The sequence below is a fragment of the Paractinoplanes abujensis genome (assembly GCF_014204895.1).
Classification (GTDB): domain Bacteria; phylum Actinomycetota; class Actinomycetes; order Mycobacteriales; family Micromonosporaceae; genus Actinoplanes; species Actinoplanes abujensis.
Map to the genome: position 1 here is coordinate 1,404,390 of NZ_JACHMF010000001.1, position 14,158 is coordinate 1,418,547.

Consider the following 14,158-nt stretch of genomic DNA (forward strand, 5'->3'; position numbering starts at 1 on the left):
CACGCGATGAGGACGGGGTATGCGGTACGGGCCGCCTCAGGGCAGCCTGAGCCGCACTTGCACGGGCAGGTGGTCGCTGGGGAACTGCCGGCCGCTGTGAAAGGTGTTGGTCAGCGCGGCCGACACGGTGACCCCGGGTGTGACCAGCACCCAGTCGATCCGCGGCCCGTCCGGCACGAGCGGCTGATAACCGTGAAACGTCCCGTACGCGGTGCCGCGCTCGGTGGCCGCGTCCCAGGTGTCCTGGTAACCGGCCCGCCCGACCAGCCGGCCGTACACGAAGCTGTCGGGTTGCGCCGGGGTGTTGAAATCGCCCGTCAGCACGATCGGCAGCGGTGGTGCCAAAGCCTGCAGCCGCTCGTGGATCAGCCGCGCGGACTGCCGCCGGGCGTGCTCGCTCGCGTTGTCGAGGTGGGTGTTGACGGCGTAGAAGAGCTTTCCCGTCGTACGGTCGAGGAAGCGCACCCAGGTGACCATGCGCACCGCGAAGCCGCCCCAGGTCTCCGAGCCCGGGACCTCGGGGGTGCCGGAGAGCCAGAAGTCGCCCGACGCCTGCGGGGTCAGCCGCTGCGTGCGATAGAAGATCGCCATGAACTCGCCGGCCCGGCCGCCCAGACGCCCGGTGCCGATGTAGTCGTAGCCGCGGCCCAGGTCGGTGCGGATGTCGTCGAGCTGGGCGGCCAGCCCCTCCTGGGTGCCGATCAGGTCGGGCCGCTCGGTGGTGAGCAGGGTGCGCATCACCGGCCGCCGCTCGGTCCACGAGTTGGGTGCGGCGAAACCGCCGAAGCGCAGGTTGTACGTCATCACCTGCAGCTCGGCGGGCGTCGCGGGCCCGGCCAGCCGGTCCAGGGCCGAGCCGCGCCCGGTCACCGGCGCGACGGCGAACGGGAACATGCTCGCGACGACCAGCGCCGCCGAGAGCAGCGAGCGCAGGGCCGGTCCCCGGGCAGACGCGAATCGACCGGCGCGAATCGCCATGCCGCCATGATAGTTGGCCCGTCACACCATCAGGTGGGCCAAGCCGACCAGCACGAGCAGCCGGCGCAGGTGCCGGGACGGGCCGCTGAGCCGCAACAGCCGGCCCTGGCCCTCCAGCCGGGCGGCGGCCCGGGCCAGGGCGCGCAGGCCACCGGCGTCGATGAAGGTCAGCTTGCTCAGGTCGATCGCGAGGTCGTGGCCGGTGTCGACCCGGCTCGCGATCGCCGCCTCGAAGGCGTCCCGGTTCGTCAGGTCGACCTCACCTCGCACATGAAGTGTCGTCATGCTTCAAGAGCGCGCGGGACGGCCGTGCTGTTACAGGCGGGGGCGGGCCAGGCCCAGGTCGTACGCGACGATGGTGGCCTGCACCCGGTCGCGGGCCCCCAGCTTGGGCAGCAGCGCGTTGACGTGCGCCTTGACCGTGCCCGCGCCGATGCCCAGGGCCGCGCCCACCTCGGCGTTGGACAGGCCCTTGGCCAGCTCGGTCAGCACGTCGCGTTCGCGTGGGGTCAGCGCGGCCAGCCGCGGATCGTCGTCGGGGGCGGGCGACACCGAGCCGGTGGCGAACGCGTCGATCAGGCGTTTCGTCACCGCGGGGCTGAGCATGGCCTCGCCCGCGGCCACCGTGCGGATCGCGGCGACCAGCGTGGCCGGGTCGGAATCCTTGAGCAGGAATCCGGACGCGCCCGCCTTGAGCGCCTGGAAGACGTACGCGTCCTGGTGGAACGTGGTCAGGACGATCACGCGCGGGGCCGGGTCGGCCGCCGTGAGCTGCGCGGTCGCGGTCAGGCCGTCCATGCCGGGCATGCGCACGTCCATCAGCACCACGTCGGGCCGGGCCTCGGCCGCCACGGTCAGCGCGCTCGCGCCGTCGGCGGCCTCGGCCACCACCGTCAGGTCGGCCTGCGAACCGACGATCGCGCACACGCCCGCGCGGACCATCGCCTGGTCGTCGACGACCATCACACGGATGGTGATGATGACACCTCCTGAGCCGGGCGCAGGCCGTCGAGCAGGCCGCGCATCGCCGCCAGGGATTCCCGGGCCGCCACGATCACACCGTCGAGGTCATTCTGCTCGGCCGCCTGCGGGACCCGGGCCGCGGCGGTCAGCACCGTCGCGTGCAGGCCGGCCGCCACCCGGGCCCGTTCGTCGCGGGCGCGCAGCAGCGCCTCGGCCGACACCACCGCCACCGCGCTCTCCTCGACGGCCAGCCTCCGCTCGCGCCGCCGCCGCGTGGCGTACCCGGCGATCCAGCTTCCCGCGTACGGCAGCGCCAGCGCGAACCAGCCGAAAACCGCCGTGAACAGGAAGAAAGCCACTTTGCCGACGCCCACCTCGTCGTCGGTGACCAGCAGCGCGGCCAGCACGAGCGCGGCCGAGAACAGCGCGCCGACCAGCCCGATCCAGGTCGATGCCGGTTTCTTCCCGTACGCGGCCACGGCGTACACGGCGGCCAGATCGGCCCCGGTGCTGAACAGGAAGATCCACGCCTCGGCGGGCGGCAGCACCGCGGTCACCACCAGCAGCGGGGCCAGCCAGCCGGTCAGCGCGACCGCGATCAGCGCCGTCCACGGCCGGGTGCGCCGCCACAGCAACGGCACCGCGTGCGCGACCACCGCGAGCAGCGTCAGCACGGCCGCCGCGGGGGCCACCCCGTCCTCCTCCACCAGCAGGACCACCCCGGTCAGCGGCAGCACCAGAGCCAGCAGCAGCAAACCCGCATCCAGGACGACCTGGGACCGCAACCAGACACGCAGCCGCGCGGGCGCCGCCCCGGCCGGCAGCGTGGCCCGCACCTCCCAGCCGCCGGACTCGCGCGGACCGGCCGTGACCGTCCCGCCGAACGCGGCCGCGCGATCACGCATGCCGCTCAGCCCGCGGCCGCCCCCCAGCCCCTTCGCCGCGTCCGAGGCGACCCCGGGACCGTCGTCGGCCACCACCAGCGTCGCGCCGGTCCCGTCGTACGTCTGGGAAACCTCGACAGTCGCCCCGGGCGCATATCGCAGCGTGTTGGTGAGGGCCTCCCGCGCGATGCCGTGCAACGCCTCGGCCTGCGCGGGCGGCGGCGACCCGGTCCGGGTCAGCCGCACCACCTGGCCCAGCTGCCGGAAGTCGTCGGTCAGGTCGGCCAGTGTCGTCGTCCCGGGCGGGGCCGGCAGCACCGAGACGAGCTGGTGCAGGGCGACCAGCGTCTCGCGCCCGGTGCGGGCCGCGAACGTCAAAGCCTCGGCCGTCAACTCGGGCCGGCCGACGAACTGGGCCGCCGTCGCGTTGACCACGATCGACGTGAGGTGGTGGGCGGTGACGTCGTGCAGCTCCCGGGCCAACCGGCGCTGCTCGGCGGCGGCCGCGTCGCGCCGGGCCTCCTCGGCCTCGGCCAGCCGGTGAGCCGCCGCGGAACGGTCCTCGTGCCAGCGCCGCCGCACCCGCCCGAGCGCGGCCACCAATGCGTACAGGGGCGGGGCGAGCAGCAGGTCGAGCGGCTCGTCACCGACCAGCAGCGCGACCTGTACGGCCAGCATGCCCAGCACGACCAGCACGGTCGTGCGGCGCGAGCAGCGCAGCGCCACGTTGAACAGGGCGATCGACTCCGCCGCGGAGATCAGCAGCAGGGCGTCGCCGGGGGAGAAATACACCTGCTGGGGCAGGGCCCAGGCGCCGAGCCCGAGGCCGCCGGTCACGACCGCGGCCGCCACCACCGGGCGCCACCGGCGCAGACACAGCCCGGCCGTGACCACTGCGACGACGGCGATGCCGGTCACCGCCCGTACGGAAAAAGCCAGACCCGGCCAGTACGCGAGCTGAGCCACCGCGGCGAGCGCGGGCAGCAGCCAAACCTTCCAGCGGGCCATGATGGTCGACAGCTTATCTATGCCCTGGGGCAGGGGTCGCTCTCCGTCCGCGGCCCGATTCGCCGGCGACCGGAAATCGGCAAACTTTTCCCATGCCGACCACGCCGTATCACCGCCTCGCCCGGACCACCGACCACCGCTGGTGGCGGCCCGTCCTCGGCACCCTGTTCATCCTGGGCGCGACCGCGTTCGTCATGATGGCGGGCTACCTGGTCGTCACCGTGGCCGCCCTGATCGCCGGTCGTCCCGAGAACGCCGACGGCCTGCCCAGCTTCGGCGAACACGCCGACCTGGCGATGGCGTTCCTGACGATCGCCGTGCTGCTGCCGCTGAGCCTGCTGGCGGCCCGCTGGATCCAGCGCCGCCCGGCCGGCACGCTGTCGTCGGTCACCGGCCGCCTGCGGTGGCGCTTCCTGCTCACCTTGCTGCCGGTCGCGCTGGTCGCCGTCGTGGTGCTGATCGCGGGCGCTGTCGGGCTGTCGATGCTGACCGGCGGGGCCGGCGACCTCGGCCTGGACGACCAGCTCGCCGGGTGGGGGCCGTTCGCCGTCTCGATGCTCCTGCTGCTGCTCGTGGTGCCGCCGCAGGCCGCCGCCGAGGAGTACTTCACCCGGGGCTGGCTGCTGCAGGCGACCGGCGTGTGGTTCCGCAGTCCCTGGGTGCCGATCGCGTTCCAGGCGCTGGTGTTCGCGGCCGCGCACGGCTGGGGCACGCCGTGGGGCTTCGCCGACCTGTTCCTGTTCGGCGCGGTCACGGGCTGGCTCACGGTACGCACCGGCGGGCTCGAGGCGGCGATCGCCCTGCACGTCATGAACAACCTGGTCAGTGCCGGGGTGGCCGCCGCCTACGGGCAGCTGACCATCACCGAGACGGCCGCCGACATGCCGTGGCAGATGGCCGCCGTCGACGTCGTGGTCCTCACCGCGTACGCGATCGCAGTCTTGAAGCTGACCCCGAGAACACCCGAGCCGATCGAGGTCGCTCAGCCGCCGCTGGCCGACGCGATCCGCTCGTGACGCTGGGCGGTCGCCCGTCCCGCTCAGCCGCCGGCGGCCGACGCGATCCGCTCGTGACGCTGGGCCGCCATCCGTACGGGATCGTTGGCGAAGCCGTAGCCCCGGTAACCGCCGACCCGCTGGACCACCTCGAAAAACACTCGCCGGCCGACGATCGGGGTGAACAGTTGCCGATACGAGCCGTGGGCGTCCTCGTCGTAAAGAGTAGTGGCCTGGACGCCCCGCGCGGCCAGGTCGTCGACGTAGTTGGCCGGAACCGGCACCGTGCCCGTGATCTGCGTGATGTCGCCCGTCAGCAGCGTGATGTGCTGCGGATGGGGGACGGCCGGGGCCCAGTCGCCGCGCCGCAGCAGGGGGACGCTGAGCGAGAGCCGCACGCTGCGGTCGTCGTTGCGGATGGCCAGCGTGCGCATCAACCCGAACGGCGCCGCGAACTCGCCCGCCTCGTCGTCGGACATGCCGAGCACGCTGCGGTAGAAGAGGGCAGCCTCGTCGTAGCGGTCGAACGGCTGGGCCAGCGACAAATGGTCGATCGCGAAAATCCTTGTTTCCGTCGGAAGTTCGCCGGTAGGCAGAAAATCGTCGAGCCACGCCGGACCCCGGACGAAGAAGACCTCGGTGCCGTCGGGGGCGGCCACGGCCGTGAGGTCGGCCTCGCTGTCGCGGCGCCGGCGGGGAAGCGGCCGGGCCAGCAGCTCCGACGCGCGCCGGGCACTCGCGGCGGGATCGTCGCTCTCCAGGGCGAAAGCGCGGATCGCGGTGGGGGCGCCCGCGTTCAGCAAGATGCGGGCCCGGCTCTGCTCCCACAACTGCACGGGCTTCGAGCGGTGCTGGCCGGTGTGCGCGAAACCGAGCGTCCGCAACTGGGCCTCGAGCTCCGGGCCGGCGTCGGCGTCGACACCCAGCTCGGCGAACGCTATGCCGTTGAGGCGGGGCGCGGGGGTGAGCTCGCCGGCCAGCGCGGTGAGGGAGCGGCGAGCGTCCACCGCCGTACGGTGCGGATCGGCCTGCCGGAAAACGTCGTTGAACACCTCCAGCGAGAGCGGCCCCGCATAACCCGTGGCCAGCACCGCGCGGGTGAAACCGGCCAGGTCGAGACGGCCCTGCAACGGGAACAAGCGGTGGTGGCGGCTCCACTGCAGCACATCCATGTCGAGGCGCGGGGCGTCGGCCAGCTGCAGGAAAAAGATGCGATCACCGGGGAGAGAGGCGAGTTCCTCGTACGCGTCGGTGTGCCTCTCGGCTCTCGACAGCACATGGAAGGAGTCGAGGCAGAGGCCCAGAGCAGGATGGTCGGCGCGGCGGACGATCTCCCACGAATGCTCCCAGGTGGACACGTGACGTCCCCAGGCCAAGGCCTCGTACGCGATGCGCATGCCCCGCTCCGCGGCCAGAACGGCCAGGTGGCGCAGCTGATCGGCGGCCAAAGCGTCGTCGTCGATCGTGTCCGGGGCCACCGACGAGCAGACGAGGATCGTGTCGGTGCCGAGCCGGGCCATCAGATCGAGTTTGGCCATCAGCCGGCGCTGCACGGCGGCGAAGCGGGCCGGGGGAGCGGCCTCGGCGTCCCGGAACGGCTGATAGAGGTCGATGGTGAGCCCCAGGTCAGCCACCCGGCGGCGAATCTGCTCGGGGGAATCGGACGCGGCGATCAGGTCGTTCTCAAAGATCTCGACAGCATCGAAGCCCGCGGCGGCGGCTGCTTCAAGCCGATCCTCGAGCGTCCCGGAGAGACAAACGGTCGCGATACTCGTACGCGCCATGGCCGCCGCCTCCTAATGTACGAACCGGTACGTTCACCGTAGGGGGCGGCCGAGGAGGCGGCAAGTGGGGCCGGGCACGGGCCCTGTGCCCGCCCGCGGCCTGTGCCCGCCCGCGGCCTGTGCCCGCCCCGTGCCGCCAGTCCGTCAGCCCGTCAGCCGGTGAGCCGGTCAGCCCGTCTGCCGGCCCGCAAGCGGGCGAGCCAGCCGGTCCGGCCGTGAGCCCAACTGCTGCCTCCGAACTTGGTTGCCCGCGAGCCGAGCGCCGGCCGGACCTGCGGTGGCCTACCCGGGCCGCCGGTCAGCCCCGCACCGACCGGCCTCGGGTTGATCAGCCCTCCACTGGCCCAGATCTGGGCCGGCCACTCGGTCGCCTAGCGGCCTCGCGCCCGGTCAAGCTCGCGTCGGTCAGCCCCGCACCGACCGGCCTCGGGTTGGTCGGCCCTCCACTGGCCCAGATCTGGGGCGGCCACTCGGTCGCCTACCGGCCTCGCGCCCGGTCAAGCTCGCGTCGGTCAGCCCTGCAACGGCCATCCCAGCCTCCGGCCAACTCCGCGCCGGCCAACTTTCTACCGCCCAATCTTGGGCTAGCCACCTCAGTAGCCGACCGGCCCCGCGTCGATCGGCCCTACGCCGGCCAACCCGCGGCGGTCAGCCGTGTACCGGTTCGATCAGTCCGCGCCGACCGGCCCTGCGTCTGTAGCTCTATACAGCTCAGCCCCGCGTGGGTTCCCCCCGCGCTGATCGTCCCGGTCGCCGGCCCGGCTCGCGCCGGCGATCCCGGCCGTCCACCAGCCCAGCGCTGGCGATCTCGGCTGGTACCAACCCCGCGTCGGCGATCTCGGCCGTCCACCAGCCCAGCGCTGGCGATCTCGGCCGGTACCAACCCCGCGCCGGCTAGTTCTTCATCGGGCCTGCCCGGCCGGAGTTCTCATCGACAAGCCGTTCTCGTGCGTGCAGGGCGGGAGCGGATGAAAGCAAGCGCGCGGCATAGCCAGAGATCAGCGGTGGGCCAAAGCGGAGGTGACCGAGCGGCGGGTCAAGGCGGAGGAGGTCAGCGGCAGGTCAAAGCGGAGGAGGTGAGCGGCAGGTAAAGCGGAGGAGGTCAGCGGCAGGGCGAAACGGAAGAGATCGGCGGCAGGGCAAAGCCGAAGAGATCAGCGGGAGGGCAAAGCCGAAGAGAACAGCGGGAGGGCAAAGCGGAAGAGATCAGCGGCAGGGCAAAGCGGAAGAGATCAGAAGCGGGGCAAAGCGAAAGAGATCAGAAGCGGGACAGGATCCTAGGATGCCCACAACGACGGGCGGCACCCTGAGCCGACAGCGGATTGCGGGGTCGGGCCGGGGCGGACGACGTGCGACGCCCCGGCCGCCGGGCTGCGGGCTCGGGCCAGGTACGGCGGCCGTTCAAGAGGCGAGTGCCAGTTCGGCCGGGGCAGGTGGGACGTTCAGGCCGGCGTGGAAGAAGTTGTCGGGGTCGTAGGCGGCCTTGATCTCGCGCAGGCGGGTCCAGTTGGCGGCGGTGAAGGCGGACGCCGTACGGGTGGGGTCGCTCAGGAAGTTGAGGAAGCTTGTGCCGCGGCCGGTGCGGGCCAGGGCGGCGCGGGTGGCCGGGGTCGGCACCCGGTCGAGGATGACCGACAGGGGTGCGTCGCGGTGGGCGGCCGCCCCGGTGTCGCGGGCGATGCGGCCGCCCCAGTGGCGGATCTCCACTGTGCAGCCGGGTTCTCCGGTCAGGGCCGTGATCAGGTCGTCGCCGAGGTGGGGCACCTGATCGAACGTGCGCGCGGAGGTGCCGCCCATCGCGGCCTGCGCGTACGGCACGACCGTCATCGTGTCGGACACTGCGGTGCCGGCGGTGCGCCACAGCGGCGCCAGGAGGCGGGCCCCGGTGGGGGCGTCACCTGCGTACAGGGCCTTGATCGTCATGGTGTTGTCGTTGCCCAGGACGATGGCGGTGCTCAGAGTGTCGGGGATGCGGTCGATCCACTTGCGATAGAAGGCGAGCGTGTCGGCGGCCCGCTCGCGTGGGAACGTGACCGTGCCCGCGAAGACGTCGGCCACCGGGTGCAGGCGGAATTCGAGCGAGGTGACCACGCCGAACGAGCCGCCTCCGCCGCGCAGCGCCCACAGCAGGTCGGGGCCGGCCGTGCGCAGCTCGCCGTCGGCCGTGACGATGCGGGCGCTCAGCACGCTGTCGGCGGCCAGGCCGTGCGCGCGGGCCAGCCAGCCGAGCCCGCCACCCAGCGTGTAGCCGGTGACGCCCACGTCGGGCGACGAGCCGGAGAGCGGCGCGAGCCCGAACGGGGCGGACGCCGCGAGCACGTCACGCCAGCGGGCGCCGGGCGCGACCCGGGCCACCCGGCGGCCGGGGTCGATGAGAACCGAGGTCATCGCGCCCGTGTGCAGCAGCAGCGCGCCGTCGTGGGCCACGTGCGTGCCGTGCCCGGTCGCCTGTACGGCCAGCGGCAGGCCCGCTGTGCGAGCCGCCGAAACAGCTTCCCGTACGTCGTGAGCCCGTCCGGCCCGCACGATCCGCGCCGGGCGGGGGTCGAGGGCGGGGTTGAGCGCCTTGCGATAGGTGTCGTAGCCCGGGTCGCCGGGGCGGAAGCTCGTCGTCATGCCCCTAGGACCGGGCAGGTCCGCGAAACTCATCGCTCGGAGCCGAGACCCGAGACCGGGGGCGCCCGGCCGGCGGTATGACCGTCAGGGGTCGCCCGTCCGGTCGGTGAAAGCAGCCCGTTGCGCGGATCCTCAGTTGTCGATGCGTGGCCACAATGGCCGGGTGCCTCCAACGAGCGGCTGGCAGCTCTCCGGCTACACGCCTGTGCGGCCGCTCGGCGCGGGTGCGTCGGGCAGTGTCGTGCTGGCCACCCACGACGCGACCGGCACCCCGGTGGCGATCAAATACCTGACGCCCGTCCTCGGGGACGACGCGTCGTTCCGGGCCGCCTTCCGGCGCGAGGCGGAGCTGCTCGGCGAGATCGACGACCCGAACGTCTCCCGGCTCTACGAGTACGTCGAGTCGCCCGGCGGCGCGGCGATCGTGATGGAGCTGGTCAACGGGGTGTCGCTGCGGCAGATGCTGCGCGAGCACGGCCCGGCCACGCCCGAGTCGGCGCTGTGCGTGCTCAAGGGCTCCCTGGCCGGGCTGGCCGCGGCGCACACCCACGGCGTGGTGCACCGCGACTACAAGCCGGAAAATGTGCTGGTCACCGGGGAGGGCCGGAGCAAACTGGCCGACTTCGGCATCGCCGCGCCGGTCGGGCAGGGCGCCGACACCGTCGTCTCCGGCACGCCGCGCTACATGGCCCCTGAGCAGTGGACGGGCGTGCCACCCACGCCCGCCTGCGACATCTACGCCGCCACGGCCACCTTCTTCGAGTGCCTCACGGGCCGGCCCCCGTACGACGGTCCGAGCCTTTTCGTCCTGTACGAGCAGCACGCCCACGCGCCCATCCCGACCGACCCGGCGCCGGTCGCAGTGCACGACCTGCTGCGGCACGGCCTGGCCAAGCAGCCCGGCGAGCGGCCGCAGCACGCCCTGGCCTTCCTGGAGCGGCTGGAACGGGTGGCGGGCGCGGCGTACGGACCGGACTGGGAGGAACGCGGGGTGCGGGAACTGGGCCGCCGGGCCGCGCTGCTGGCCTTGCTGTGGCCCTGCCCCGACCGCACCGGGGGTGCCACGAGTGTCGCGTCGACGACGGTCGGCGGTTCCGCGCCACGGGCCGGCGGTCCGCGCGGGCGCAAGGGGTTGGCGCTGGCCGGGTGCGCGGCGGTGGCGGCCCTGCTGATCGGTGGGGCCGGGTATCGCTTCGCGGCCGCCGATGCGCCCGGCACCGCCGAGACCCGGGCCAACTCGGTCCTCGCCGAACCGGCCGTGGCGGGCGGGCCCGCCGGCGCGAGCACGACCTCGGCGCCGGTCCCGGCCATCCCGGCCGCCTCGCCGTCCGCGGTCGTGTCATCCGGCAGTGCCACGCCCACGCCGTCCCCGCCGGCCGCCACCACGGGTGCGCCCGCGCCTCCGGCCACGCCCGGTGCCACCCCGCCGCCCACGTCCGGGGCCCCACCGGCCGGCACGGCCCCGTCGCCGCGGGCCGACACCAGCGCGCCGGTGGTCGGCGCGGTCAGCTCCAGCCAGCGGGTGCTCGAGGGTGAGAGATGCCAGTACGGCGTGCGCACCAGCACGATCTCGGCCGGGGTGACCGACGACGGGAGCGAGCTGAACGTCAGCTTCAGCTACACCCTGGGCGGCAGCACCTCGACCGTCGCCATGAAGCCGGCCGGGCGTGGCGTCTTCCAGGGGACGCTCGGTCCGCTGCCGATGCCCCGGGCGGCCACCCGAATGACGATCTCGGTCGTGGCCGTCGACGCCGCCGGCAACACGGGCCGGTCCCCGTCACCGGCCGTGGTGACCGTCGACAACACCTGCACTCCCGGTTAGGAGCACGTCGTGATGGCTGCACATCGGCGCGGGCCGGCCCGGAGCGGACGATCGTGACCCGGCCGGAGGAGCCCGTCGACCCCCGTGCCGTGCCACCGGCCGACCCGTGGGCAACCATCAACCGGCCCGCCCCGACAGTGCATTTCGGCGACGACCCCGAGGCGACCGCCATCCTGCGGCCGCAGGGCCGGCCCGGCCCGCCGCCCGTGCCCCCGTCGCCGGACCTCACCACGCCGCGGTCCGCCCCAAGCCCGACCGTGCCGTCGTCGCCGCCGTACCCGCCGTCGTCGGAATCGACGATGCGCCTGGCCGGGCCGAGTTCGACCGTGCGTTCGTCCGGGGCGGGTCCGGTCGGGCACCCGGCCGGTGCCGACGGCGGTGTGCCCGCGCCGGCGATCCGGGCCGGGGGTGAGGTGCGCTTCGGGCCCGGCGTGCCGGCGGCCCCCGCGAGGGCACCTGGCTGGCCGGCCCCTGTGCGGCCACGGCCGCGATGGCGGCGGCTGGTGTCGGTGCTGTCCGGACTGGTGACGCTCGCGCTGATCGTGGTGGCCGGGCTTCACGTGTGGCAGCGGCTCAGCCCGATCGAGGTGGAGAGCGTCACCGTAGCTGTGCCGCACCCGGCCGGGAGCCGCTGTGACGTCACCGTCGACGTGGTGGCCACTGTGCGCACCAACGGGCGTGGCGGTGTGATCCGCTATCAGTGGTTGCGCTCCGACGCGCCTCCGGGCGCTGTGCTCACCGAGCGGGTCGGCCGGGATCAGCGCGTCGCCACGCTGACCCTGCGGTGGACGTTCAGCGGTGCCGGCTCGACCTCCGAGACCGCCACTGTCACCATCGTCGAACCGGCGCCGCTCAGTTCGAGTGCCGGCGTCGCCTACCGCTGCCGGCCCCGCTGACGAGACCGCGGGCCGGCGTACCCCGGGGCTTGCGCGGCCGGGCAGACTGAGCGCATGACCAGCGTTGGCTCAGTGCGCATGTTCGACGTCGACGAGGGGTGGGGTGTCATCGACGGCCCCGACGTGCCCGGCGGATGCTGGGTGCACTTCTCCGTTCTGGCCATGGACGGGTTCCGCATGCTGACGCCGGGGCAGCGCGTGAGCTTCACCGCCGAGGCGGCGCAGCAGGACGGCTTCGCCTTTCGGGCCGTGAAGGTCTGGACCGGGCCCGACGAGCCCGTCGACGCGCCCCGGCCGGTCTCCACGTCGACAGCGTACGAGAGCTGGCTGACGGTGACGTTCGACCCGCCGCTCCCGGACGACGCCTCCGAGACCCGGGCGTAGCGTCAGATCCAGCCCTGTTCGCGGGCCAGGCGGGCGGCCTCGTGGCGGTTGGCGGCGCCCAGTTTGCCGGCGGCCGACGACAGGTAGTTGCGGACCGTGCCGGGGCTCAGGGACGCGCGGCGCGCTATCTCGTCGATGGGGGCGCCGGTGGCGGCGAGCCTCAGCACGTCGGTTTCGCGGGTGGTCAGGGGGCTGTCGCCGGCGCTGATGGCTTCGGCGGCCAGTTGCGGGTCGACGTAGCGGCCACCCGCCGCGACGGTGCGGATCACGGTGGCGAGCACTTCGGCGGCGGCGGTCTTGGGGAGGAAACCGCGGACGCCCGCGGCCAGGGCCCGGCGCAGATGGCCGGGCAGGCCGTGGCTGGTCACGATCATCGTGCGGCAGGCGGGCAGGTCGCGGTGCAGGGTCTCGGCCACGGCGACGCCGTCCATGTCGGGCAGTTGCAGGTCGATGACCGCCACGTCGGGGTGCAGGGCGCGGGCCATGGCGAGAGTTTCGGCGCCGGTGGCGGCCTGGGCGCAGACGGTGAGGTCGTCCTCCAGGGCCAGGAGCGCGGCCATGGCCCCGCGGATGAGGTGCTCGTCGTCGGCGAGCAGCACGCGGATCACGAGGCTGGTGTGGGGAGGGGGAGGTGGACCGTCAGCGTGAAGCCGGCGGGCGGCGTGTGGGCGGCGGTCATGGTGCCGTTCAGGGCGGCGATGCGTTCGCGGAGACCGGTCAGGCCGTTGCCGAGCCGCGCCGGCCCCGGAGCGCAGGAGGCGTCGTGGCTGTCCGGGGCGGAGGGAACGCCGTCGTCGGACATCGTCAGGGTGGCTGTGCCGGGTGCGGTGGTCAGGGTGATGCGGCAGGTGGTGGCTTCGCTGTGGCGCAGGACGTTCGTGGTGCCCTCGCGGACCACCCAGCCCAGGGCGGCCTGGGCCGGGGCGGGCAGGGTGGCGGCGTCGCCGGTCAGGTGACAGGTGATGCCGGCCGATTCGAGCAGGGAGCGGGCGCCCGCCAGTTCGGTGGGCAGGTCGGCTGTGCGGTAGGAGCCGACCACTGCGCGCAGGTCGACCAGGGCGTCCTGGGCGATGCGACGGACCTCGAGCATCTCGTCGGCGGCTTCGGCGCGGCCCCGCTGAGCCAGGCGGGCCGAGAGTTCGGCTTTGAGAGCCACGACCGAGAGCGTACGCCCGAGGACGTCGTGCAGGTCGCGCGAGATGCGCAGGCGTTCCTCGGTCACGGCCAGCCCGGCCTGCACGCGGCGGGCCTCGTCGAGCTCGCGGACCAGGCCCAGCGTCCACAACGTGACCCGGGCGGCGGGGGCCAGCACGAGCAGCACCGCGGCCAGCGCGATGGCGGAACCGGGGCCGGCCACCACGGCCAGGGTGGTGCAGCCGGGCAGGCCGGCCGCACACACCACGATCGTCGCCCGCAGCACGGTGGCCAGGGCGACCGCGTACAGGGTGATGTTCATGAGAAGGACGGCGGCGGTGGGGTCGGGGTCACCGGGGGCGGCGTCCGGGTAGGCGACGGCGGCCGCGCAGGTGACCACGGCCGACACGGCACCGGCCGCGATGAGCCGGACCAGACGGCGGCCGGGGGCGGGAGACGAAGCGGCGGCGGGGCGGAGCAGGGGGAGCGCGGTGGGGTAGGCGGCGATACCCGCGCGTATCAGCAGGACGCACAGCAGGACGTGGACGGCGGTCGTGGCGGCGACCGGCAGCACCTCGAGGCCGATGTGAGGGCTGGAGAGGACGGCGCCGCCGGCGATCAGGGGGACCAGCAGCACATTGCTGTAGAGGGTGACTTTGATGTAGAGCTCGAACCGGTCCGTCTGGCTGCGCAT

The 14,158-nt window shown here is 73.4% G+C and carries 12 protein-coding genes; 4 read left to right on the plus strand and 8 right to left on the minus strand.

Going from position 1 to position 14,158, the window contains the following annotated elements; translation table 11 throughout:
- Positions 1-36: 36 nt before the first annotated feature.
- Genes BKA14_RS05805 through BKA14_RS05820 form a run of 4 tightly spaced genes read right to left on the minus strand, consistent with a single transcriptional unit; the run spans position 37 to position 3,833 of the window.
- Positions 37-978 (minus strand): endonuclease/exonuclease/phosphatase family protein, encoded by a 942-nt coding sequence (locus BKA14_RS05805; protein WP_184949887.1) that lies wholly within the window; start codon positions 976-978, stop codon positions 37-39.
- A gap of 21 nt (positions 979-999) precedes the next feature.
- The gene (locus BKA14_RS05810; protein WP_184949888.1) at positions 1,000-1,263 is read right to left on the minus strand and encodes an STAS domain-containing protein; all 264 of its coding nucleotides are present in this window, start codon (positions 1,261-1,263) and stop codon (positions 1,000-1,002) included.
- Between the two features lie 30 nt (positions 1,264-1,293).
- The gene (locus BKA14_RS05815; protein WP_221477231.1) at positions 1,294-1,941 is read right to left on the minus strand and encodes a response regulator; all 648 of its coding nucleotides are present in this window, start codon (positions 1,939-1,941) and stop codon (positions 1,294-1,296) included.
- A complete protein-coding gene (locus tag BKA14_RS05820; RefSeq protein ID WP_184949889.1) occupies positions 1,941-3,833 on the minus strand; it encodes a sensor histidine kinase in 1,893 nt (630 codons plus the stop codon). The genes BKA14_RS05815 and BKA14_RS05820 overlap by 1 nt, the downstream gene beginning before the upstream one ends.
- A gap of 92 nt (positions 3,834-3,925) precedes the next feature.
- Here BKA14_RS05820 and BKA14_RS05825 point away from each other — a divergent pair, with 92 nt between their 5' ends.
- Positions 3,926-4,849 carry a CPBP family intramembrane glutamic endopeptidase gene (locus tag BKA14_RS05825; protein ID WP_184949890.1) on the plus strand — a complete coding sequence of 308 codons (924 nt, stop codon included), beginning with the start codon at positions 3,926-3,928 and terminating at the stop codon, positions 4,847-4,849.
- A 23-nt stretch (positions 4,850-4,872) separates the two neighbouring features.
- Here the strand turns inward: BKA14_RS05825 and BKA14_RS05830 are convergent, their stop codons facing one another.
- Together BKA14_RS05830 and BKA14_RS05835 are read right to left on the minus strand one after the other, a co-directional pair.
- Positions 4,873-6,612, minus strand: coding sequence for a sugar phosphate isomerase/epimerase and 4-hydroxyphenylpyruvate domain-containing protein (locus BKA14_RS05830; protein ID WP_184949891.1), 1,740 nt, complete (start codon positions 6,610-6,612; stop codon positions 4,873-4,875).
- A 1,401-nt stretch (positions 6,613-8,013) separates the two neighbouring features.
- Positions 8,014-9,261: an FAD-binding oxidoreductase gene (locus BKA14_RS05835; RefSeq protein WP_184949892.1), complete on the minus strand. Its 1,248-nt coding sequence runs from the start codon at positions 9,259-9,261 to the stop codon at positions 8,014-8,016.
- 130 nt (positions 9,262-9,391) lie between these two features.
- Here BKA14_RS05835 and BKA14_RS05840 point away from each other — a divergent pair, with 130 nt between their 5' ends.
- Genes BKA14_RS05840 through BKA14_RS05850 form a run of 3 tightly spaced genes read left to right on the plus strand, consistent with a single transcriptional unit; the run spans position 9,392 to position 12,330 of the window.
- Positions 9,392-11,050 (plus strand): serine/threonine-protein kinase, encoded by a 1,659-nt coding sequence (locus BKA14_RS05840; RefSeq protein WP_239092462.1) that lies wholly within the window; start codon positions 9,392-9,394, stop codon positions 11,048-11,050.
- 53 nt (positions 11,051-11,103) lie between these two features.
- Positions 11,104-11,946, plus strand: a complete 843-nt coding sequence (locus BKA14_RS05845; protein WP_239092461.1) for a hypothetical protein — start codon at positions 11,104-11,106, stop codon at positions 11,944-11,946.
- Between the two features lie 54 nt (positions 11,947-12,000).
- Complete coding sequence (locus BKA14_RS05850; RefSeq protein WP_184949894.1) at positions 12,001-12,330, plus strand: cold-shock protein; 330 nt, start codon at positions 12,001-12,003, stop codon at positions 12,328-12,330.
- Between the two features lie 2 nt (positions 12,331-12,332).
- Here BKA14_RS05850 and BKA14_RS05855 read toward each other — a convergent pair whose 3' ends face one another.
- Together BKA14_RS05855 and BKA14_RS05860 are read right to left on the minus strand one after the other, a co-directional pair.
- Positions 12,333-12,938 (minus strand): response regulator transcription factor, encoded by a 606-nt coding sequence (locus tag BKA14_RS05855; protein WP_203721997.1) that lies wholly within the window; start codon positions 12,936-12,938, stop codon positions 12,333-12,335.
- Positions 12,935-14,158, minus strand: a complete 1,224-nt coding sequence (locus tag BKA14_RS05860) for a sensor histidine kinase (RefSeq protein WP_184949895.1) — start codon at positions 14,156-14,158, stop codon at positions 12,935-12,937. The genes BKA14_RS05855 and BKA14_RS05860 overlap by 4 nt, the downstream gene beginning before the upstream one ends.

Excerpts from the sequence above, each read along its gene's own strand:
- BKA14_RS05805 (WP_184949887.1), bottom strand. The coding sequence starts at position 978 with ATGGCGATTCGCGCCGGTCGATTCGCGTCTGCCCGGGGACCGGCCCTG.
- BKA14_RS05810 (WP_184949888.1), bottom strand. The coding sequence starts at position 1,263 with ATGACGACACTTCATGTGCGAGGTGAGGTCGACCTGACGAACCGGGAC.
- BKA14_RS05815 (WP_221477231.1), bottom strand. The coding sequence starts at position 1,941 with ATGGTCGTCGACGACCAGGCGATGGTCCGCGCGGGCGTGTGCGCGATC.
- BKA14_RS05820 (WP_184949889.1), bottom strand. The coding sequence starts at position 3,833 with ATGGCCCGCTGGAAGGTTTGGCTGCTGCCCGCGCTCGCCGCGGTGGCT.
- BKA14_RS05825 (WP_184949890.1), top strand. The coding sequence starts at position 3,926 with ATGCCGACCACGCCGTATCACCGCCTCGCCCGGACCACCGACCACCGC.
- BKA14_RS05830 (WP_184949891.1), bottom strand. The coding sequence starts at position 6,612 with ATGGCGCGTACGAGTATCGCGACCGTTTGTCTCTCCGGGACGCTCGAG.
- BKA14_RS05835 (WP_184949892.1), bottom strand. The coding sequence starts at position 9,261 with ATGAGTTTCGCGGACCTGCCCGGTCCTAGGGGCATGACGACGAGCTTC.
- BKA14_RS05850 (WP_184949894.1), top strand. The coding sequence starts at position 12,001 with ATGACCAGCGTTGGCTCAGTGCGCATGTTCGACGTCGACGAGGGGTGG.
- BKA14_RS05860 (WP_184949895.1), bottom strand. The coding sequence starts at position 14,158 with ATGCGCAGCCAGACGGACCGGTTCGAGCTCTACATCAAAGTCACCCTC.